The organism is Bacillus massiliglaciei (assembly GCF_900098925.1).
GTDB classification, from domain to species: Bacteria; Bacillota; Bacilli; order Bacillales; family DSM-1321; genus Peribacillus; species Peribacillus massiliglaciei.
The window spans coordinates 396922-418306 of record NZ_LT622358.1 but is presented as its reverse complement, the minus strand read 5'-3'; the positions used below and the strand labels follow the sequence as shown (position 1 = coordinate 418306).

The 21385-nt window shown below is 36.4% G+C and carries 18 protein-coding genes and 2 pseudogenes; 6 read left to right on the top strand and 14 right to left on the bottom strand.

Annotated elements, in window-relative coordinates; all coding sequences use genetic code 11:
- Positions 1 to 157 precede the first annotated feature (157 nt).
- Together BQ4305_RS10435 and BQ4305_RS10430 are read left to right on the top strand one after the other, a co-directional pair.
- Positions 158 to 727, top strand: coding sequence for a YitT family protein (locus BQ4305_RS10435; protein ID WP_224428600.1), 570 nt, complete (start codon positions 158 to 160; stop codon positions 725 to 727).
- A gap of 163 nt (positions 728 to 890) precedes the next feature.
- A complete protein-coding gene (locus tag BQ4305_RS10430) occupies positions 891 to 1640 on the top strand; it encodes a polysaccharide deacetylase family protein (protein ID WP_110928011.1) in 750 nt (249 codons plus the stop codon).
- 129 nt (positions 1641 to 1769) lie between these two features.
- Here the strand turns inward: BQ4305_RS10430 and BQ4305_RS10425 are convergent, their stop codons facing one another.
- On the bottom strand, positions 1770 to 2213 hold the full coding sequence (locus tag BQ4305_RS10425) for a cell wall hydrolase (protein WP_110927728.1): 444 nt from the start codon (positions 2211 to 2213) through the stop codon (positions 1770 to 1772).
- Positions 2214 to 2478: 265 nt separating this feature from the next.
- On the opposite strand from BQ4305_RS10425, the pseudogene BQ4305_RS10420 reads away from it, so the two are divergent.
- Positions 2479 to 5140: pseudogene (locus BQ4305_RS10420) on the top strand (Tn3 family transposase); the annotation flags it as partial.
- A gap of 45 nt (positions 5141 to 5185) precedes the next feature.
- Here BQ4305_RS10420 and istB (BQ4305_RS10415) read toward each other — a convergent pair.
- Together istB (BQ4305_RS10415) and istA (BQ4305_RS10410) are read right to left on the bottom strand one after the other, a co-directional pair.
- Positions 5186 to 5950 carry an IS21-like element IS643 family helper ATPase IstB gene (gene istB, locus BQ4305_RS10415; RefSeq protein ID WP_110927727.1) on the bottom strand — a complete coding sequence of 255 codons (765 nt, stop codon included), beginning with the start codon at positions 5948 to 5950 and terminating at the stop codon, positions 5186 to 5188.
- A complete protein-coding gene (istA, locus tag BQ4305_RS10410) occupies positions 5950 to 7494 on the bottom strand; it encodes an IS21 family transposase (protein WP_110928010.1) in 1545 nt (514 codons plus the stop codon). Before istA (BQ4305_RS10410) ends, istB (BQ4305_RS10415) begins: the two co-directional genes overlap by 1 nt.
- A gap of 136 nt (positions 7495 to 7630) precedes the next feature.
- Here istA (BQ4305_RS10410) and BQ4305_RS22270 point away from each other — a divergent pair.
- A pseudogene (locus BQ4305_RS22270) lies at positions 7631 to 7858 on the top strand (Tn3 family transposase); the annotation flags it as partial.
- 204 nt (positions 7859 to 8062) lie between these two features.
- On the opposite strand, the gene BQ4305_RS10400 reads toward BQ4305_RS22270, so the two are convergent.
- The 7 genes from BQ4305_RS10400 to BQ4305_RS10365 form a co-directional block, all read right to left on the bottom strand.
- Positions 8063 to 8458 (bottom strand): VOC family protein, encoded by a 396-nt coding sequence (locus tag BQ4305_RS10400; protein ID WP_110927726.1) that lies wholly within the window; start codon positions 8456 to 8458, stop codon positions 8063 to 8065.
- A gap of 158 nt (positions 8459 to 8616) precedes the next feature.
- Complete coding sequence (locus tag BQ4305_RS10395) at positions 8617 to 9150, bottom strand: GNAT family N-acetyltransferase (protein WP_110927725.1); 534 nt, start codon at positions 9148 to 9150, stop codon at positions 8617 to 8619.
- 197 nt (positions 9151 to 9347) lie between these two features.
- On the bottom strand, positions 9348 to 10028 hold the full coding sequence (locus BQ4305_RS10390) for a Type 1 glutamine amidotransferase-like domain-containing protein (protein WP_110928009.1): 681 nt from the start codon (positions 10026 to 10028) through the stop codon (positions 9348 to 9350).
- 628 nt (positions 10029 to 10656) lie between these two features.
- Positions 10657 to 11193 carry a cupin domain-containing protein gene (locus BQ4305_RS10385; protein ID WP_407640155.1) on the bottom strand — a complete coding sequence of 179 codons (537 nt, stop codon included), beginning with the start codon at positions 11191 to 11193 and terminating at the stop codon, positions 10657 to 10659.
- Positions 11194 to 11362: 169 nt separating this feature from the next.
- Complete coding sequence (locus BQ4305_RS10380) at positions 11363 to 11968, bottom strand: hypothetical protein (protein ID WP_110927724.1); 606 nt, start codon at positions 11966 to 11968, stop codon at positions 11363 to 11365.
- A 402-nt stretch (positions 11969 to 12370) separates the two neighbouring features.
- Complete coding sequence (locus BQ4305_RS10370; protein ID WP_110927722.1) at positions 12371 to 13615, bottom strand: site-specific integrase; 1245 nt, start codon at positions 13613 to 13615, stop codon at positions 12371 to 12373.
- Positions 13593 to 15644, bottom strand: a complete 2052-nt coding sequence (locus tag BQ4305_RS10365) for a MerR family transcriptional regulator (protein WP_199880646.1) — start codon at positions 15642 to 15644, stop codon at positions 13593 to 13595. Before BQ4305_RS10365 ends, BQ4305_RS10370 begins: the two co-directional genes overlap by 23 nt.
- Positions 15645 to 15892: 248 nt before the next feature.
- Here BQ4305_RS10365 and istA (BQ4305_RS10355) point away from each other — a divergent pair, with 248 nt between their 5' ends.
- Both istA (BQ4305_RS10355) and istB (BQ4305_RS10350) read left to right on the top strand, forming a co-directional pair.
- Positions 15893 to 17416 (top strand): IS21 family transposase, encoded by a 1524-nt coding sequence (gene istA, locus BQ4305_RS10355; protein ID WP_234396927.1) that lies wholly within the window; start codon positions 15893 to 15895, stop codon positions 17414 to 17416.
- The gene (istB, locus tag BQ4305_RS10350; protein ID WP_110927700.1) at positions 17413 to 18171 is read left to right on the top strand and encodes an IS21-like element helper ATPase IstB; all 759 of its coding nucleotides are present in this window, start codon (positions 17413 to 17415) and stop codon (positions 18169 to 18171) included. The genes istA (BQ4305_RS10355) and istB (BQ4305_RS10350) overlap by 4 nt, the downstream gene beginning before the upstream one ends.
- A 355-nt stretch (positions 18172 to 18526) precedes the next feature.
- On the opposite strand, the gene tnpC is transcribed toward istB (BQ4305_RS10350), so the two are convergent.
- The 4 genes from tnpC to BQ4305_RS10330 are packed head-to-tail and all read right to left on the bottom strand — an operon-like array spanning position 18527 to position 21380.
- A complete protein-coding gene (tnpC, locus tag BQ4305_RS10345; protein ID WP_110927720.1) occupies positions 18527 to 20089 on the bottom strand; it encodes an IS66 family transposase in 1563 nt (520 codons plus the stop codon).
- Positions 20090 to 20142: 53 nt separating this feature from the next.
- On the bottom strand, positions 20143 to 20499 hold the full coding sequence (tnpB, locus tag BQ4305_RS10340; RefSeq protein ID WP_061794403.1) for an IS66 family insertion sequence element accessory protein TnpB: 357 nt from the start codon (positions 20497 to 20499) through the stop codon (positions 20143 to 20145).
- On the bottom strand, positions 20496 to 20813 hold the full coding sequence (tnpA, locus tag BQ4305_RS10335; RefSeq protein WP_061794402.1) for an IS66 family insertion sequence element accessory protein TnpA: 318 nt from the start codon (positions 20811 to 20813) through the stop codon (positions 20496 to 20498). Before tnpA ends, tnpB begins: the two co-directional genes overlap by 4 nt.
- A gap of 36 nt (positions 20814 to 20849) precedes the next feature.
- Positions 20850 to 21380, bottom strand: coding sequence for a helix-turn-helix domain-containing protein (locus BQ4305_RS10330; protein WP_110927719.1), 531 nt, complete (start codon positions 21378 to 21380; stop codon positions 20850 to 20852).
- Positions 21381 to 21385 lie beyond the last annotated feature (5 nt).

The following is a 21385-nucleotide window of genomic DNA, read 5'->3' as shown; positions in this document are numbered from 1 at the left end:
TTTCTTTAGGTACTTTAATGCCTTTTAAGAAAGGGGGAAAGTGGAGGCGATTATCCCCTAATAAATGAAGTATTCCCTAATATATTTAATTTTTCCTCTGCATTCTTATTCTTAACCTTAAAACCCCGACATATTATTAGATTAAAAATGAGACAAGGTGATTGTTATTTTTCAGAAATTAATAGCTACTCTTATTGGAAGTCTGTTATTAGGAGTTGGTGTGAATGGGTTTCTAGTTCCTCATCATTTAATAGATGGTGGAATCCTTGGGATCGCACTATTACTTCATTATTTTTTTAAATTTCCAACTGGTATTATAATGGTGGGGTTAAGTATCCCTATTTGTATATTTTCCTCAATAAATAAAAAAGAGTATTTTTTTAGTAGTTTGCAAGGCTTATTGGTTTCGTCCTTATTTATTGATTTACTTGTTCCTCTTCGTTCTCAATTTTTTATTCCCCAACTTGCAAGCGCACTAATTGGAGGTGCAATAATTGGAGTTGGTGTTGGTCTAATGCTGCGATATAAGACAAGCACTGGAGGAACTGACTTACTAGCTGAAATTATTTCTGAAACTTTTTCGTTAAATATTGCACTTGTAATCATACTGATAGATGGAATTATTGTGTTGGCATGTCTGGCTTTATTAAAATTAGATACCTTCATTTATTCATGTATAGCTATTACCTCTGTGGGTTTAATAACATCCTTAATTAAAGGAAAATAATTTTTTATTGAGAGTCCCAACAACAAACGTGGAAACATACGCTAAGCAATATCGACATGAAGAAAGCCGATTTTTCCTACGCTGTAGTTAATGGGATGGGAATAATAAGCCTATAAGATTAGTGTTATGATTGTTTTTTTTTAATTACATAAGTCTATTGTTGATGGGTATTTTAAAATTATTAGTTTATATTGCGGAGGAGTTTTATGAGGAAAAAAATTCGCTAATACTAATAGTGTTTTTAAGTACTTTCATTTTAACAATTACGGATCTTATTGGACCATTTAATACTATTGGCTCTGGTACAGCAGCCTTAAAGGAGAAAAATGATGAACTTTACAAAGAAATTAAAGTGTATAGAGAGGAACATAAAATTGAACCGATTGATGCAAAAGTCGATAGAGTGTGGAAGGCAATTCCTGGATACAATGGATTGGATGTAGATATTGAATCTAGTTATAAAAAAATGAAATCAGATGGTAATTTTCACAAAAACAAAGTTGTTTATAAGGAAAAACCTCCAAATGTCCATTTAGAAAATCTAGCACCCATCCCGATTTATAAAGGAAATCCAGAAAAGCCTATGGTGGCGTTATTAATAAATGTTGCTTGGGGTAATGAGTACATTCCAACGATCCTTACCACACTAAAGGAATCCAAGGTCAAGGCGACATTTTTTTTCGATGGTAGCTGGGTTAAAAAGAATCCTGACCTAGCTAAGATGATCTATCGGGAAGGCCATGAAATTGGAAATCATGCTTATAGTCATCCAGATCTTAAGAAGCGATCTAAAAGTGATACCATACAAGAGTTAGAAAAGACGAATGCTCTCATTGAAGAAACCATTGGCATAAAACCGAAGTGGTTCGCACCTCCCAGCGGTTTGACAAACCCTCTGAGGATCTTCCAGTAAGAAGATCCTTTTTTGCTGCTTACTCAATTAATGTACCTTTTAGTTAAGTTAGTATTTTACAATCTTTCTTAGGTAAATACGGTTACTAAAAAGTTTATTTTAGTTTTTATAAATATTCGAATCTTTTCCTCAACGAGGACTATAAACGCTTTCACATGTTCCAGGCGCTGGTTCATAAAAACAATGTTGTTTAAATTGACCAGTAAAAGGTTGGTCATACCATGTTGGAGGACACGGACCATATGGATTAAAGTACCAAAGAGCATATTTCGCTGGGTGATCTCTCCAATATTCCAAATTCTTTCTTGCTAATCTTCTTTCAGATTCTCTTGCTCTTTGATAAAATACATTACCTTTTTGAACAGCTTCAAAAGAGTAATTTCCTCCTTGTACGTGAAAAATGACATCTCTAATTGTTCTTAATTCCTTAAAGTCAGCACAATCTGCTACAACACGGTTAACAATGACATTTCCAACATATAGCATTCCTTGTGGTCCTTCGCCTTCAGCTTCTGCTCTCATCATCCTTGCCATTAAATCGACGTCTGCATTTCGGTAAGCTACTCTTGTCATTTTTCCACCTCAAAAATACAGTATGAAAAAAAGAATGCATTTATGTCCTTGTTTATAAAATAAGAATACTTGGTTTTTAGGCCCAGTACCAGCGTTGCTGTAACCAGGGGCAAAGTAATAATTAAAGATGATAAAGTTAGCTTTTTTTATATGCCAAAATTCTATAAAATTTTATTGAAAGTACCATAAGGGGAGGCTCAATAATATGAAGCAAACTTGGGAGTTAGAGGAACTCATTGAACATTTTACAGTTATTCCATAAGAGATACGTTTAATTGGAAATAAATATGGAAGTACACGACTTGGATTTGCTGTTTCCCTAAAATTTTTTCAATACCAGGGTCGTTTTCCAAAAGGAAGGCAGGAAATAAATCAAGATATTATTGAATACGTTGCAAAGCAAGTAGGAGTACCTGCAGATTCCTTTCAAGAATATGATTGGAATGGACGCTCTATAAAATATCACCGTGCTCAAATCCGGGAATTTATGGGGTTTCGAGAGAGTACATCTGAAGATATGGGACAAATAAAGTTATGGCTACAAACGAACATTTTACCTCAAGAAATGCAAATGGACCGGGTTCGAGAACATGTCCTTCACCACCTCAGACAACAACAGCTTATTCCTCCGACTCATTACCAACTAGAACGAAATATTAAATCAGCTATTCGTCAATATGAAGAACATATTTCACACACCATTTTCATGCAGCTTTCAGAACATTCCAAAACCCAATTAGATGCCTTTATACGCACCTGCTCCCATACAGAACTATTAGAAGAGAATGAAACCATTCTTAGTTTTCGAGAACTTGTATCTGATCCTGGAAGAATCGGATTAGATAGTTTATTACAAGAAATCGCAAAGCTACGAACCGTAAGGAATATACAACTTCCTTATGACTTGTTTAATGGGATACCACCTAAAATGATCCGATCATATAGACAACGTGCCGTCTCTGAAGATATTCGAGAATTACGCAGGCATCCCGATTCTATCCGATACACGGTATTAGCAGCTTTCTTCTGGTGTAGAGGAAGAGAAATAACGGATAATTTAGTGGAACTTATTATTCAGATTGTTAATCGTATTGGAGCTCGTGCAGAACGAAAAGTCGAAAAAGAGTTTTTACGCGATTTCCGTAAGGTAAGTGGCAAGACAAACCTCTTATTTCGTATGGCTGAAAAGGCAGTGGAACAACCGGATGGGATTGTACGTGATGTTTTATTTCATGTTGTCGGGGAAGATACTTTAAAAGATATTATTAAAGAAATGAAGTATACTGGTCCAACCTATAAACAAAAGGTATATACCGTGATGAGATCATCCTATGGTACTCACTATCGAAGGATGGTTCCAGCTTTATTGGATGTCCTAGAGTTTCGCTCCAATAATGATGTACACCGTCCTGTTATAGAAGCCATCGAATTACTTAAACAATATAAGCTCACCAATCAGTATACATACAACGAAACAGATTACATACCAATAGAAGGAATTGTAAAGCCCGGCTGGATTGATACCGTGATTGATAAAGAAACAAATCGTGTGAACCGAGTGAATTATGAAATTTGTGTTCTTCAGGCCTTACGAGATCGGTTGCGTTGCAAGGAAGTATGGGGTGTAGGGGCCGATCGGTATAGGAATCCGGAGGAAGATTTACCAAAGGACTTTGAACAAAATAGAGAAAAACATTACGATGCGCTTCGGAAACCCCTTGAGGCACAAACACTTATTCAAGAACTAAAAACGAACATGAATACAGCTTTAGAGAAGTTAGATAAAAGCGTAAAGAACGATTCTAAAGTACGTATTTTAAATAAGGGAAATGGTTGGATTTCTGTATCATCTTTACAAGCACAAGCTGAACCCGTTAACCTCAATCTTGTAAAAGCAGAGGTCATGAAGCGTTGGCCAATGACGAATCTGTTAGATATTTTAAAAGAAGCTGATTTACGAGTCCACCTGACAGATATGTTTCAAACGTTGGGAAATAGAGAAATTCTTGATAAGGAAACACTTCAACGAAGACTCATCCTCTGTCTATATGGGTTGGGAACAAATACTGGTTTAAAACGGATCGCTGCAGGTGAACATGGAGAAAGTTATAAAGATTTACTGTATGTTCGACGTAAGTAAGTTTATCCATAAAGAAAATTTACGGAATGCTATATCAAAGGTAACTGATGCTATTTTGGCTACTCGTGTAACTGAAATATGGGGAGAGGGAACAACGGCATGTGCATCTGATAGCAAAAAGTTTGGAGCTTGGGATCAGAACTTATTGACGGAGTGGCACATTCGATACAGGGGGCGTGGAGTTATGATTTATTGGCATGTAGAAAAGAATTCTACATGCATTTATTCCCAACTCAAATCTTGTTCTTCTTCAGAAGTAGCATCTATGATTGAAGGATTACTTCGTCATTGTACAAATATGGAAATTGAAAAGAACTATGTGGATACACATGGACAAAGTGAAGTGGCCTTCGCCTTTTGTCATTTACTAGGTTTTCAACTCATGCCCCGATTTAAAGCGATTCATTCACAAAAACTATACCGTCCAGATGTAGGAATGCAAGAATTATATCCAAATTTACAGCCTGTGTTAACTCTACCAATCAATTGGAGCATAATTGAACAGCAATATGATCAAATGATTAAGTATGCGACAGCTTTACGGTTAGGTACGGCTGAAACGGAGGCAGTTCTCAAACGGTTTACTCGTAATAGTGGGCACCCAACATATCGAGCACTTGCTGAACTGGGGAAAGCACTCAAAACCATTTTTCTGTGTGAATATTTATCATCGGAAGAAATAAGAAGAGAGATTCATGAGGGATTAAATGTGGTTGAAAACTGGAACTCTGCTAATAGCTTCATTTTTTATGGAAAAGGAGGAGAAATTCAAACGAATCGTATGGAGGTGTAGACGTCAAGTCGAATTTTACACTTTTTGCTCGTTTCCTTTTTACACTTCTGCTGAAAAGATACTTTTTCTATTCTTCATACGATGACTTTCCTCATTTTCTCCACCATGTATGACTTCCACACGATGAAGTAACCGATCTAAAATAGCCGTTGTAATACCTTGATCCCCAATCAAATTACCCCATTCATCTGGACTTTTATTAGAGGTCAGGATTATCGAACTTCGTTCGTATAAATGGTTAATCAAATGAAAGAATAGGTTCGCTTCTCTCTGATCCATGGCCATGTACATCAAATCATCGATAATCACTAAGTCAGCGCTTCTCATCCGTTTGAGTTGGACTTTTGATTTATTTAGATATTCTTCCGTCTTTAAGAGCTGTACAAGTTCTCCCATTGTAGCGAAGTAGACATTGAACCCTCTGTTAACAGCTTCGAGTCCTAGTCCAATCGCGATGTATGTTTTTCCGATACCAGGAGGGCCTAGTAGAATTAAATTGTACTGCTGCTCCAGCCAGCTTAGCTCTCTAAGTTGTGATAGTTGCCTTGCTGTAAGAACGTTTTGACCTTTGAGCTCAAACTCATCTAATGATTTCACGAAAGGGAAGCGCGCCCACTTCATTCTTTTTTCAAGGCTTTTCGCTTCACGTTTTGCTAGTTCATACCTTGTAATAGATTCTAAGAACTCTAAGTAGGTCCAGGAAGTTTTTTCAGCTTCGCGAAGAAGCTGAGGCAGCTCCTCCGCGGTTTCAGATAAGCGCAATTGACGAAATTGATCCTGTATTTCTTTTACAGTATGGTTCATTAAGTCCTACCTCCTAAAATACTGGTATACGCAGTAAGAGATCGGGTAGAAACCTTAATATTAGAATGTTTTGCTGAACCTGTATTTAATAACTCTACTTCAGTTACCTGCTCATGAGTCATTGTGTCAATATGATGGGCTATATCACGAAAATCGTTTGCACTAAACATCTTTTCTGTCATACACTTAGTCATCACACTATCAATGAGCGCTGGATATTGTTCAATCACCTGTTGAATGATTGCGAACTGGTCTCGACGATACCTTGGATATCTTTGGCTGATCTCATTAAAATAAGTTGCTGCTTGTGTTTGATCTTCAAAAAAGGAAATTAAACGTTTTTTAAACTCTTCAATACCTTTTGAGCGATCACGAGTATGATTGCGATTTTGTATGAGCTTTCCTTTTTCAAGACTGATACGATGCTCGGCAATAATTTCACCTTCTGCTTGCCTTCGGATCACGAGCGTTTGCTGTTCATCACCCTCAACTTTAATCAATACCTTATTCTCAGAATTTGTTTGATAAGTCCCCAGTGGGACTGAATAACGGTTGGACTTATAACGAATCGTATTGTCCTTGCTTACACTTCTTGTTATACTTTGGTTATTGGTACTTTCATATGAGAGTAACGAAGAGACTGGCTGTAAGTGTTGCTTTTCCAGGAGGAACACTTCGGCTGGTCTTTTTTTCGTTGTTTGATGAACCTGTTGATTTCCAGTACGTTGGAGCCACTGTAATGATCGATCGTTCCAATCCTCTATGTTGCTGAATACTCGACTGTCTGCGAAGTTGCCTTTTATGTATTTCACTACGTTTTCAATCATGCCTTTAGATTCCGGATCCGCTCTTCTGCACAAGTGAACTTTAAACTTACGTTCATTTACATAACTTTGAAACTCTCCTGTTAAAAGCAGCTGCCCTGCATTCTCACTTACTGAGATTAAGTGGTCCTGATCATAGACAATTTCTTCTGTTCGTCCGCCATAAAACTGGAATGCATTTTCATGACATCGGATCGCGTCTCTTGTCGTAAAAGGACGTGCCTGCCATTCCATATATTTGTGTCTAGAGTGGGCGAGTACAAAGGCAATGAAGTACAATTTAATCTCTTTGTTTTCAGTTGTCTTCTGTTTTGTTTCTCCCCAATCCACCTGTAACTGTTTCCCCATTGGTTGCTCAGGTACAGCTTCATACTGACGTACGATAACCTTCTTCTCGATCTGGTAGAATTCGCGGATACCTTTCACATAAGATCTAACTGTACTTCCACCGACCTCAAGGTCGGGATACCTTTCTAGAAGCCAATCATGAATTTGCGCACCGCTTAGATGAGGATATTCTTCTAGCCAGGCAAGGATCCAGTCTTTATAGTTATCTAATTTTTTCTTCCTCCCAATAGGCTGTTCAGTGTACGCTCTTGCTTCATCAAAGGTCATCTCTAAATATTTATAGACAGTTGGTCTTGAAATCTTAAGTTCCTTAGCAATTTGTGCTACTTTAAATTTTCTTTTATGTAGTTCTTGAATCTTTACGTATAACACTAACTTCTCCTCCAAATTCCTAACCTCCAGTAAAATAACATCACCAACTATTTTACTAAAGAATGAGGTTGATAGAGCAAAAGTGTAAAATCTAATCAAGCGAAAACTGTCAACTTTATTCTAGCGTTTACAGGAGGACCAAGAGATTGCTGTACTAGCTCTTCACCTTCTACAAAACTGTTTGGTATTAATCAATACATTGATGATTCAAGAAGTGCTACTGGAACAAAACAAATCTTTACTACAAAAGCTGATACCGGAGGACTTTAGAGCCTTAACACCACTTATCTATGCACATGTGAATCCATACGGGACATTCAAGTTAAATATGCATGAGCGTCTAAAAATCCAGAGAACTTCTTGAAACCTCTACAAATATAAGCCTTCCTAGTGGTATAGAGGGGAGCCAGGATAGTGGTGGTCCACCCTTATTCTATTAGGGGTAGCGTCAGGAAAACTCTGTTAAAACGTTAAGGAAATTACAATATTAAAAGTCCAATTTCTCAGTATTAAATTGGGAAATTGGACTTTTTTCGTTACTCCAGAAATGCACCTTATTATTAAATAGTTAAGGTGCTACAAGCTCGACTTTTATTCTATCCGGGTCTTCAAAGTAAACAGCATAATGATCATTTCCCTCAGCAAATGGATGCTGGTCTGTATAAAGAATATTAATTCCTTTATCTTTTAATTTCATAGTCATATCATCGACGTGTTGGCGTGAACCTGCGTGAAATGCTAAATGATTTATACCTACTCTGCATCTAAGATATGGAACGTCCAGAAACCGTTCTTCTGTTTGTACAAAAACTAGGTAAGTATTTCCTATTTTCCAACTTTGTCCACTTTTCCATCCTTGAAAAGGACTGTATCCTAATTCTTCAAGAAACCAACTCCAAAAATCAATCGATTTTTTTAAATTAGATACATTTATTTCAATATGATGAAGTAACCCTTTTGCCACAAAGCCTCACCCTTTATCTAACATTAGAATACCCGTTTATTTAATATAACAGAACTGCACAAACAGCTCATCGATCTTCAACGAAAGCGCCCTTTTCGAATAACAAAGAAGCTTCTATTAACTGGTATTGTTGAAAAATTTATTTACATGGTTCTTACTTATTTAAATTCGACTTTCAAAAGTCCATATACATCAACATCTTCAAAATTATTTAAAAGAAGTCTATTTTGTCTAAGTGTTCCCTCTTTCTTTAACCCAGCTTTCTCTAAAACCATTATTGAAGCTTTGTTTCTAGAAATAGCAGATGCCCAAATTTTGTTTAATTTGAGTTCGTTAAATCCAAAATTTATCATCCGTTTTACAGCTTCAGTTGCAAAACCGTTTCCCCAAAAATCTCTGCCAATCCAATAGCCAAGTTCACCTTTACTATTGTTTTTATCAACTCTAATTGTTATTGTACCTATTAGTTCATTGGTATTCTTTGATACTATTGCTAAAGGGTACTCAACACCTTCTTTTAGTAATTCTGGTTGGGTATCGATCCAAGCTTCAGCATATTCCAATAGATAAGGGTGAGGAAGACCTAGAATACTCGCCACCTCTTCATTATTTGCTAATTTTTGAACTCTAAATGAGTCTTCTTTGTTGAAAGGTTGTAAATATAGACGTTCAGTTTCTAATTTTAATAACATTACTTAACACCTCTTAATTTAGCTTCCTAATTAACTTATATAATATCACAATGAAATTTCCGTTATTTACATTTTTTAACTTAAAGTTCAATTACAAAAAGACGCAATTATTAAAGAATTGTGCCCGATAATTGAATAATGAGAAATGTAAAATAGGAAAAAAATAGGTAGTTCAAGTAGCTAAAGATTATTTACAATTAAGCATTAATTTTTTGTTTTACCAATTTGTTTTCTTTAACTTGAAGTAACCATGACTTCGATGGATCACCTATCAGTTCAGTAGTGTTATCTGTAAAATACAAAGCACTGTCGTCTTCTAAAGCGATTGTATCCTCAGTTCTATTACCATTTAATAAAATTGAATGCAAAGCCTCAGCTCTATCTCTTTGATTATAGTGAGGACAAAAAATTTTATTAATAATTTGCCACCCAGAACTTTCTATGTATCCTTCTCCTTCATAATTTGAACGAATTCCACTCTTAAACCAACAGATAGCACCTGCACTAATACCCGCAATTAAAGTTCCGGAATTGAGTGCTTCTTCTAACTTATGGTCGATTTTGTACTTTTTCCAATGCTTCATCATATTAACGTAGTTACCACCACCGAGGTACATAAGATCAGAGGATCTGAATAACTCGATTATTTGACTTTCATTTGGATTTTCATTTATACAACGTAGTACTTCAACTTGACAACTCAATTGTTTCTCAAACGTGTCTTTAAACTCTTTTATATAACCTTCATCATCGTTACTTGCTGTAGGTATGAATAGAACCTTAGGATTTACTTTACCGACCAATTCTACAATCCTCTTATTTATATGAAAATTGTCAAAATGTTTTACAAAACCTCCACCTATTACAACTAACCTCATAACCAAATGGCACCACCAAAAAATTTTATTGTTTTAAATTCTGTTCTAATGTCATTCTTAAACCTTATATCGATTTTAATATAAATATCCAATTTTTAAGATCCTTATTCAATAAAGTCCCTTAAGGAGATTCGATTCACATTCTAATATTTCCTTCTCTTGTTCAAGAATCTGGCCCGATTATGGAATAAAATAATTTTTATAAAATAGACTTTTTTATATAATTACCGTAACAAAAACGTTCATATAAGAAGTAAAGCCCAGAAATTAAGCATTTCGAGGCTTTTTTTGCAAAGTTTAATGGTTAATAGGTGATGGTTTATTTTAAAAGGAAAATAATCAATTGCAATAGGACAAGCACCGTTTCGTTAAAGGCGCCCATTTCTGTATGTTAAAGAAAATGATGAAGTCATTTTCCCTATAGGGCTATTCAAGTATTCGAATCAATTTAGGATTAATTAGTTGAATACTTATATAAAAAACAAAACTATGTGTTTAAAAGTAGCTTTATTATTTAATTTTTTAATGATTTGACACGTGAAAATAGCAAAATACATTTCAAAAAATGAGCAGTGATAGGCTACTACTGCTCTTCAGATAAGTTATAGTGTACTTTCTGCAAGCGATTTTAGTTCGCCATAAAACAACGACCAGAAGCCATGGCATCAGCTTTCGTTACGTGAACGGTACCATGTGGATGCTGAGGCGGCGCATAAATAGAGTAAAGTTTTAGCGGGATATTACCTGTATTGGTTACATTATGCCATTTACCAGCAGGTACCATAATGGCAAAGTTTTCATAGACTTTTTCTGCAAAATCTAAATTATCTTTACGATCCCCCATTTGAACAATCCCTTGACCTTGTTCAATACGCAAGAATTGATCAACTGTGGGGTGAATTTCTAAACCGATATCTTCTCCAACATTGATACTCATCAAGGTAACTTGCAAATGTCTTCCTGTCCATAAAACGGTACGATACGTATTGTTTTGCTTCGTAGCCTCCTGTATATTAACGATAAACGGTTCTGGTCCATAATCTTTTAATTCAATTTTATCTTTGCTCTTAAATGATTTTAAAAAGGCCAATCGTTTAGCATGCTCCATTTCATCTGTGGAAGCACGTAGGAATACATCACCAACCGGTGAATTTTGCAAAAGCAAATAATCATTTCGATATTCTTCATAATTCGCTAATTCCGTTTCATAAGCTTTTTGCAGTCCTTCACGATAATTTCGAAAAGATACTTTCTCGATTTGGTACACTCTATTGATACATTATTATACTAACATTCAAATAAATGCAGATCGGAGTATACAGATTTAATTGTTCTTAACTTTCATCATCCAAATCCCCGAACAGTTCTGGAAATTCGTCTTCCAATTCTAACGAAGCAGCAGACTCTTTTCTATGCTCACTCATTTTAATAAGATTACTACTAATTCCTTTTCTTCTTCTTACACTTGGATTGGTACTCTCAATAATTATCTTTTCGTAATTTTTAACCTCCTGTTTCTTTTCGTTCAATTCATGTTTTATCTTTTCTATTTTTTGTGTTAGTTCATCAATTTTTTTGTCTTTTTTCATTAGTTGATCAGAAAGCTTATTGTTTTCTTCAATATTTTTAATAAATACTTCTTTAATATGATATAAAGCATCTCTTAAACCTTTTTCATCGTTTAAAAATCGATCTATTATTAAATCAAAATTCGGATATGGTATTTCATCGAAACCTACATTATTATGACTGGTAATTACCTTTCTATTTAGGGTTTCAATAGTTTCTTCCATGCGCCTTTTCCAAGTTTTTCGACTAATTCCTGTTTCCTTTTGCAACCCTAAATATGTGATAGAACCAGTATGTTTATTTGAGTATTCCAATAGTAATTTTTTTAACTCTTCATCGCTATAAGACTCTGTTTTCATAATACTATTCAATAACCTCCCTATCTTCCGGCAGCAAAGAATCAACCATAGCTTTTTGCCGTATTAGGCGATTAATAAGATTTGCCTTGCTTAATATCTGTTCATGATCTAGCATTGAATAGGATTCTGTGGCAAAATTAAATTTCATATTTTTATAAAGATTTAATAGAGACTTTAATTCTGTTTCTAATTGCTGTTCTAAATGATCCGAACCGGACAATAACCACTTCAATCCCTCATCAGGGTTTTTTGGGTAATAAAAAAAGTCATCACAATATCTACATTCACCAGCACAATTGTCAAAAGCCCCAAATTTGCAATATCCATGTTTTACCTCTTTTCGGAGAGGAAAATCCTCCGGTTTATAGATTCGTGATTCATTAATTTTATCTTTTACACCAAATATTCCCTCTCCTAAACTTTCTCAAGCCTATGAATTCTGGCTTTTGTTGAAATAATATAAACATAAGATTCAACAAAGTATTCCAAATGTCCCCAATAATTTCGTTGAGTACCTAATCGTGTGTGTCCTGCCATTTTAGCAATAGTTAATGGATTAACCCCCTGTAACATCATATTACACATCGAAAAATGTCGTGTATCAGCAGGTGTTATATAATTACGGAAAATCTTAATGATTTCACCTTTTTCATTTCTTTTAACAAAGCGATAGAAATCAGTTTTATTCCAACCAATGATTTCTTTGTATAAGGACATCAAGTGCCAATATAACGTATCTGGATGGTACATATCCTCCCTTTTAGTTGTGCTATCAGCTTGAAAGAAACGTGACTGTATCCGAAATGAAAGTAAGTAGTTTCCAATTAATTCAGGAGGAACTGTTTGCTTATACTCTTGAATGGAGTCATAAATATTTTTATTTATACGTATAACATTAGTCACGCTTATTTCACTATAGGATTTTGCCTCTTGTTTACTTCTTGGAACTTTTAAAAAGTAATAACCACCTTGCTCGTAGCAACAATCCCATTCAAGTAAACAAAATTCTTTAGGTCTCATTGGAATAATACCTGTAACCTTCCACCATAATATTATAGGAAAATACTTTGATTTCTGAAGTGGGGTTGCTTGATTTTCAAATTCCATCATAAAATAATGAAATTCAATGATTACTTCATAGTTAGGTAAATCTCTATTTTTCGAATCCATATTTTTAATCTTTAAGTCATATAAATCACGATAAGTATGCTCTATAAATGAAAGAAATTTACTAGTATAATCATTAAATCTATAACGGCTATTCATTGTTTTTGACATAGCATATTCTTCATAGGCATCTACATTTTTTTTCTTAAATCCACCAGAAACTACAATTGCTTGTTTAACATTTGTATTAATTGATTGAATATGGTTTATGGAAAATTTAGTATCTATTAATATTAATAAAAAACATTTTAAAGCAACCTTTAATTCTGGATATAGGTCAATATCGAACTTTAAATACCTACGCATTCCCGTAAAATCAACAATACACCAATAATCACTCTCAAAACTATCTGTAAGCAGGATACCCTGATCTTTATTTGTTTGTAACATACCTAAATATTTAGATATGTCGTTTCTATCAAATTTATGATTTTCAGTGATTTGGATATTTAATGCTCCACTTAATTCCTTAACCCTTTTCTGAACTATCAATTTGTTTCACCTCTTTATCTTTAAGAATAGCTCCATATAATTTTTTAATTCTTTTGCGGTCAATAAAGGTCTCTACATATTCTTTACCTCTTTCAACAATAGCCTCATTCATTAATAGAAACATTTGTTTTAGAAAATGCTTTTCTCGTTCTTTATCCCATTCAAATTCACTATTGTAAATATTATAAAGACTCGTCTCAATCTGTTCAGATATAGAAAGTAATAAATATTCCGTTGGTATTAAGTTCTCACAACCAATACAAGAGGTTCGTTTAGGACTTTTACATTCTGGATATGTTAAACATTGAGCGTAAGCCATCTTTGCTGGCATTTCTCCACGGAATATTTTTACAATTAATCTTTTTAAATCCTCTTTAGGTAGTTTTGAAAGCCTAAGTGCTAAAGATTCCTTTTTAATTCTTTCTGCAAGTAAAAAGGATGAATACGTTTCTAAATCATTTACTTTATACTTTTCACTTAAAGATTTAATTAAAGAGGTTCTATCCTCCAGTTTTTGTTCATTTTGGTGCAACACAAGATTTATCATGGTATTATAAACCCAACCAAAATGGCCCCTTTCACATATATTAAAGGCCATACTATCAAGAGTACCTTGTGGGCTAGAAAATTTTATATAAACTTCGGTTGTGTCTTCATTTAAGTGGCTTCGTAAAATTTGAGCTGCCTCATAGGATAAATGTGCATCCCCTTCTGATTCAGAAACATGGTGGAAAAAGTAGGTAATCAATGTTCTATTCATTTTGACACTATGGAATCCAGATAGTTCAGGTTTTTTTTCAAAAAACATTTTATTAATTCCATTTGCTCTAACAGAAGTAAGCATTAATTTATCATTGTATTTTCTACGGTGTAACTCAGTAATACTGATTGCTGTTGCAAACGGTTCAACTAAACTATCCAAACAAAGAAATTGCCCAAGCGCCCCGGTTTTCGAAACCTTCATTTGACCAACTTTTATATGAACTTGATTTACAATCAATCTTGCCTCTTCTTTCCTTAATCTATTATTCTCAAAAAATGTTAAATCTTTGATTGGTAAATCAATAAAATCAATGGTTGGTAAACCGTAAATAATATCCCCACTTCTCCACGCATTCATTAAGTGCATAATGACATATACCCATGTCTGTGCATATGTTTTATATTTAATCGCTTTCTCTATGTGCATCTCTACGTCTATAACATGATCATAATATTTATTAAAAATTTCAAGGGAATATATATCAGTATCTGTATTTGGATCATTAAACGTTGCGTATCGATTAAAAAAGTTACAATCCTCAATATTTTCAGAGCAATACTGAACAAAACCTATAAAGTATTGTTTAACATATTTAGGTTGATTCTCATTATTTAAGAAACTCTCAATATCTTCATCTGTCATTTCTTTTATACTCTTTGGTAAATGTTTAATTAAAGCCTTTAAAGTTTTTACATAATAAGCAGTTTTTTTTGAAAGGGTCTCTGCTCTTGCCTCACTTTCAGCTAACTTTTGACAAGCATATTCCGTGTATAATTTGACTGTTTGGGCTAATTTTAAGGGGATGGAAATCTTTTTAACTTCAAACTTATACTTGTTGACTGCATCAATAGTAGTAAATTCACCGGGAGTTTGAGGGATAAACCTGTCATTTTCAAGTTTTTGTTTGTACTGAAGAACCTCAGATTCTAGCACAATCCAATATTCAATATTGTTAAAACCGTTTGTAACTTTTTTGGCAGATTTCATATGTTTTTTTATAATTTCTCTTGCTCTTTGAACGCTTCTTGTTTCGAGCAATTTCATAACATCTTCCGGAAAAATATATCCTGTTGGTAACGGAATTCTTTCTTGTGTATAGATTTCTTTTATCCTGTCTATTTCTGATCTATTGATAAGATAACCCTCTGAGTTTGACCTTAGTATGCAATCATTAATAATTCCCTTTTTTATATAATTTCTTATTGTATCTTTATTACATCCTATTATTTGGGATACTTCATCTATATTTGCATATTTTTCTTTCATTTCTAGCATATCTTTAAAATAATCTACTACTTCTGATGCTAAAACTATATAGGTGTCCTTAACATACTTTTTATGGCTTTTTAATACGTTATTCCTAATTATGTATTTGATAATTTAATATTGAGCCACTTTTGAAGGGTTCGATCACATAAAAAATGAGCCACATGATTTCCAATTTTGATAACCTCTCTTATGATTGAAAGTGACCAAACTATCACTTTTAGAGAGAGGCACAAAGGATGATCGATATGGCTCAATTTTATAATATCAAATTCTTACATGAGGTAGAAGGACTATCACAAAGACAAATAGCTAAAAAGCTTGGTATTTCAAGGAATACAGTAAGTAAGTATTTAAAAGAACAGGAAGCTCCAACAACCATACAACGCCAAAGAATCTATGGTGGTACTAAAGATTATTCTGAAGAAACAAAACGGGTATTACCAATAATTGACCAATGGTTAGAGGATGACCTCAACCGATGGGGTAAGCAGAAACATACGGCTACCAATATATATAACAGATTAGTTAATGAATATGACTTTGAAGGTTCGGAATCTAATATACGAAAAATAGTAAGGAAACGCAGAAAAAAGCTTCAGGAAGTCTTCATTCCTCTTGATTTTCAACTCGGCCACCAATTCCAATTCGACTGGGGAGAGGCGGACATCATTCTACAGGGTCGAAAGAAACGTATTTACCTCTTTTGCATTCAGCTTTCCGCAAGTCGTGTAAGGTTTGTGAGAGCTTATCTTCATGAAAAACAGGAAGCTTTCCTTGATGGATTTGTTCATGCGTTTGAATTTTTTGGAGGAGTTCCAACTGAAGGTCTATTTGATAATTTAAAAACAGCTGTGGTAAAAATCCTTCAAGGTAGAGACCGATTGGAACAGGAATCATTTCTTGCCTTACAAACACATTATCTATTCAAATCTGAGTTCTGCAATGTCAGATCTGGAAATGAAAAAGGACGTGTAGAGGGATTGGTAGGCTATGTAAGAAGAAATGCCTTTGTACCTGAGCCGGAGGTTCAGACACTAGATGAATTGAATGATTATTTACAAGATTGGTGTTTTAACGAGGCAGAACGCAAAACCGTTCCTTATACCAAAGAAACAATCGCTGATATGTGGGCTAAAGAAAAGGAATATCTTCACCCACTTCCTGAACAACGGTTTGAAGCCTGTAAGCTAGTCTCTTGTCAGGTAAACAAGACTTCACTAATCTCAATCGAAACCAATCAGTATTCTGTCCCATGTGGTTATGTCGGCCAAGCTGTATGGGCAAAAATTTTTGTCGACCGAGTGATCGTTGTGGCTCAAAACCAAGTGATCGCAGAACATTTACGTTCAAATGAACGAAATCAAATGATTACTGTATTGGACCATTATCTAGAAGCGTTGATAAAAAAGCCTCGTGCGATACGTGATGCACATGCTTTCCAAGCTTCTGACATTCCAGCTGTGTTCAGGCGTTTTCATCGGAAGATGAGAGAACAAGAAGGAGCCATTGGAGATCGAAAGTTCATACGACTTCTCCTCCTTCATCGTGAAATTGGAATGGAAAAGTTAACACAGGCCTTGAGTGAGGCTGAGGAAGCACAAGTTTTTCGTTATGAAGTTGTGCATGAAATCATCCAAAGGCTAACGAATAACCATTTGAAGTCTCACGAGCTCTCTAAAGAGAAGACACCTACAAATCTGCTAGACTATAAAGTTAAAAAGTCAAATGTAGCTCAATATGAACAACTAACTGGAGGTCAGACAAAATGAATGCAGAAATCATGCTAGATCATATTGTAAAGCAACTTAGAATGCCGACAATCGGAAGACAGTATCGCTCTCTCGCTAGAGAAGCGGAGGAAAGAAACCTAAGTTATGAAGAATACCTATTGGCATTACTAGAAACAGAATTAGAAACAAGAGAAGAAAATCAGAGACAGAGGAGACTTAAGCAAGCTGCGTTCCCTGTCCAGAAAACATTAGATACCTATGATTTCAGCTTAATGCCAAGCTTGAATCGAAACCGCTTTATCACCATGGCTAAGGGTGAATTCGTAGACAAAAAGGAAAATCTAATATTTTTGGGGAATAGTGGTACTGGTAAAACTCACTTGGCAATCGCTCTTGGGGTAGAAATGATTCAAAATGGTTATAAAACTAAGTTTATTACAGCATCGGCGTTAGTAGAAGAATTACTTATGGCCAACGAGGAGCATAAGCTTGGGGCATTTGAGAAGAAGTGGCTCAAATTTGATTTGATCATTGTTGATGAGTTAGGGTATGTCCCCTTCTCCAAAATTGGAGCAGAGTTATTGTTCCAATTCTTTTCAAGTCGTTATGAACGCGCGAGCGTTATTGTTACAACTAATCTAGAATTCTCGGAATGGACAAACATATTTGGCGACGATAAAATGACCGCTGCATTACTTGATCGCCTTACGCACCGATCGCACATCCACCTACTTAACGGAGAATCCTATAGATTCCGTCAAAGTATGCAACATCGGGAAGTTGTCGAAGGGTAACAACGGCGGGCGAGGTGTTTGGGTGTCTTGCCCCTCTCCGGGGCAAGGCACCCAAACACCCAACTACTCCCAAATATGGGAGTTAACAGACACTAAGTGGCTCACTTTTAAAGTGATCGCTCTGGCTCAATATAATATTGACAAAAACATAATTAGTCCCCTTACTGTCTCCGGATGAAGTTTGTATTTTTCAGCTATCTGTTTTACGGTTACATATCCCTCTGGTATGACATTTTTATTTTCGTAATCCTCTATATCTGATATTGGAATAAGATATCCCTCGGTTTGATTTCTAATAAGTAAGCGTAAAATAATCCCCACCTTTTGATAAGATGAGGATGCTGATAAGATTGATTTACTTCACCGGTACCCTGCATTGATCGGGCAGTGAAACCGACCATGGAAGCATCTTTTGGATGACTTCGTCATTGTTCACATCCACAGTGGGAAGCTGCTGAAATAGGTAGAGAAGGTATTCGTAGGGATTTAGCCCGTTTTCCTTCGCTGTCTCCACTATGCTGTACACGATCGCACTCCCTCGTGCGCCTCGTGGTGTATTTGAAAAGAGCCAGTTTTTCCTGCCGATTACAAACGGCTTGATAGCTCGCTCACTCCGGTTATTGTCGATCTCCAATCGGCCATCTTGTAAGAAAGCCTCTAATAATTCCCACTGGTTGAGACCATAAGTGATTGCTTCGCCCAATTTCGATTTTGGTGCCACTTGAGGCTGTTTCGTTTGAAGCCATGCCAAAAAGAGGTCCAGGACCGGCTTGCTTTTTTCAAGCCGTACCTCGTACCGTTTTTCGGAGGATTCTTTTTTGATTGCCCGTTCAATGGCATACAGCTGGTTACAGAACTGCAAGCCTTCGGCAGAGGCAGTCTGTTTCCCTTTTGCTGAAGGTGGCGCCGCTTTTAATGCCTCGTCGAATTTGCGACGGGCGTGTGCCCAACAGCCAACCAAGATTACATCCGGGACTTTCAGGTAACCCGAATAGCCATCCACTTGAAGATAACCACTGAAGGTTTCCAAAAAGTGTTTGGCGTGCTCACCTTTGCGTGAAGGCTGATAGTCGTACAGGACAATCGGGGGACCGTCGGTCCCTGTCCGATATAGCCAAACATAGGATTTGGCTGTCGCATCGCGGCCTGGTTCGCGCAAGACTTGAAGTGTGGTTTCGTCGGCATGGGCAATGGGCTGTTTGACCAATTCCTGATGCATGCGATCATACAATATGGAAAGCCACTTTTCCGCACCATACAAAACCCAGTTCGCCATCGTTTGGCGTGACAGGTTCACGCCGAGACGTTGGAAGTACTTTTCCTGCCGGTACAAAGGCAGACCTTCCACATATTTTTGTGTGATGATATGCGCCATGATCGACGGGGAAGCCAGACTTTTCGGGAAGACCGAAGGAAGCATGGGTGCCGTGACGATTGGCGTTTCTGTGCCATGTTGCTCACAGTGGCGGCAGGCGTAGACGAAGCGTTTATGCTCGATCACTTTCACCTTTGCCGGTTCTATGGCCAGTTCCTTCCGGACCTCGACGCTCATTTCGTGTAGTCCGTGACCGCAACACGAACAAGCCTGGTCCGCATCGGCCAATCGATACTCGATTGTTTCCGTCGGCAGGCTGCTTAGGGATGTTTCACGCTGACCTCGCTTTTTCTTACGGCGATACGTGATTGTTTCGTGTATGGGCTCCGATACAGTTGGATCGGCTAGTTGTTCGGCTTCGTTAAACAACAGAAGCGCTAATTGGTCGTCATCCGTCTTTTCGCTGGAAGAGCCGAATCGTTTTTGTTGGCTAAGGCGGAATTGTTCTTCATACCACTTGATTTTAGCCGTCAGCTCTTCCACCTGTGCCTGAAGCGACTCAATTGTTGGTTCAGCTGGTGGAGTTTGTACGTTCGTTTTCATACTAAGCAATATTCGACAAATATGCACAAACTCCTTCTTTCCGATTGAAAATATCACACAATCCTTTGCGATTGCACGGCGGGGTGTGCCTGCTTTTGAGAGAGGGACAATCCATCCAGCAGCCAGCGTAATTGTTTTCTCGTAACGGCCATCGGGATGGCATTGTTTCCAGACGGCCACTGGAAGGTTCCTCTCTCAAGGCGCCGATAATGAAGCCAGAAACCATTGTGGTCCCATTGCAGGATTTTCAATTTATCGCGTGAGCGATTGCAGAAAACAAACAAGCAGTGGCTGAATGGATTGAGTTCAAAGGTTTCCTGTACAATGGCAGCCAATCCATCAATCGATTTTCGCAGATCGGTGGGCCCTTGTGCCAGGTACACCTTATCGATTGTTACTTCGTCAATCATTTTCCTGTCAATGCCTTCAAGACTTGACGCAACAGCGCCTCGCTAAAGCCTTCGTTGACTTCGATCGTGACACCGCCGGCCCGAAGTCGGATTGGTGTCGGGGAAGACGACCAAGTCTCAGCCGGGGTGACGTCCAATGTCATCCACTGAACAGGTGAAGGTGTAACCGGCGTGGAGTTTTGGAATTTTTTCATCCAATAGCAGAACTGGTGGTAGGGTAGGTCTTTGTTTCGACAAAAAGCTCTTTTCGATAATCCGCTAGAAGCGAAATCTTCAAAACGCTCCTTCCATTGTTGTTCGAGCGTTGGGTTCATAAAAAAACCTCCTTCAAGCTTGTAAACTTAAGGAGATTATCTCATGGTTGTTTTTAAGGTTGTAGGTGGGCACAGTTTTACGCTTACTCTAATAATAGCATTAGGAAATACTTTTCTTGGGCCATATGTGTGAATCGTTAATTTTGATAAGGATAATCGTTCACATGCTTCATTTAAAGTTAAAAAACCATTTCTTTCAATGTGTTCTTTTATATACTCGTCAAAAATATCCTTATGCACAATATAATTATTATTTTCATCTCTACTAAATTTTTTAATTTTTCCATTCCGCAAATCACTTCTAATCTTCTCATTAGTACACCCTGAGATTTCCGCCATTTCGCTAATTGATAAAAAGTCTTTTTTAGCATCTTCTATTTTCTTAATTTTTTCTTTATAAGCCTCTATATCCGTAACTGGTATTCGGTAGCCCTTTTGCTTTGAATTAATAAAACTGTTTGGGAACTCGTCCTTTTTTATTAGTTGTTGTACTGTGGCTCTACTTATCGAAAGCAATTTAGAAGCTTCAGTAACAGAAATATATAAATTTTGATCATTAAGTTCCATGCTTA

What these genes read in the sequence shown, in the direction of transcription:
- istA (WP_234396927.1), top strand. Translation starts at nt 15,893, where the DNA reads ATGGCTCAATTTTATAATATCAAATTCTTACATGAGGTAGAAGGACTA.
- BQ4305_RS10430 (WP_110928011.1), top strand. Translation starts at nt 891, where the DNA reads ATGGGTATTTTAAAATTATTAGTTTATATTGCGGAGGAGTTTTATGAG.
- tnpC (WP_110927720.1), bottom strand. Translation starts at nt 20,089, where the DNA reads ATGAAAACGAACGTACAAACTCCACCAGCTGAACCAACAATTGAGTCG.
- BQ4305_RS10390 (WP_110928009.1), bottom strand. Translation starts at nt 10,028, where the DNA reads ATGAGGTTAGTTGTAATAGGTGGAGGTTTTGTAAAACATTTTGACAAT.
- tnpB (WP_061794403.1), bottom strand. Translation starts at nt 20,499, where the DNA reads ATGATTGACGAAGTAACAATCGATAAGGTGTACCTGGCACAAGGGCCC.
- BQ4305_RS10395 (WP_110927725.1), bottom strand. Translation starts at nt 9,150, where the DNA reads ATGTTATTAAAATTAGAAACTGAACGTCTATATTTACAACCTTTCAAC.
- istB (WP_110927727.1), bottom strand. Translation starts at nt 5,950, where the DNA reads ATGAACCATACTGTAAAAGAAATACAGGATCAATTTCGTCAATTGCGC.
- BQ4305_RS10425 (WP_110927728.1), bottom strand. Translation starts at nt 2,213, where the DNA reads ATGACAAGAGTAGCTTACCGAAATGCAGACGTCGATTTAATGGCAAGG.
- BQ4305_RS10365 (WP_199880646.1), bottom strand. Translation starts at nt 15,644, where the DNA reads ATGAAAGAAAAATATGCAAATATAGATGAAGTATCCCAAATAATAGGA.
- BQ4305_RS10330 (WP_110927719.1), bottom strand. Translation starts at nt 21,380, where the DNA reads ATGGAACTTAATGATCAAAATTTATATATTTCTGTTACTGAAGCTTCT.
- istB (WP_110927700.1), top strand. Translation starts at nt 17,413, where the DNA reads ATGAATGCAGAAATCATGCTAGATCATATTGTAAAGCAACTTAGAATG.
- tnpA (WP_061794402.1), bottom strand. Translation starts at nt 20,813, where the DNA reads ATGAACCCAACGCTCGAACAACAATGGAAGGAGCGTTTTGAAGATTTC.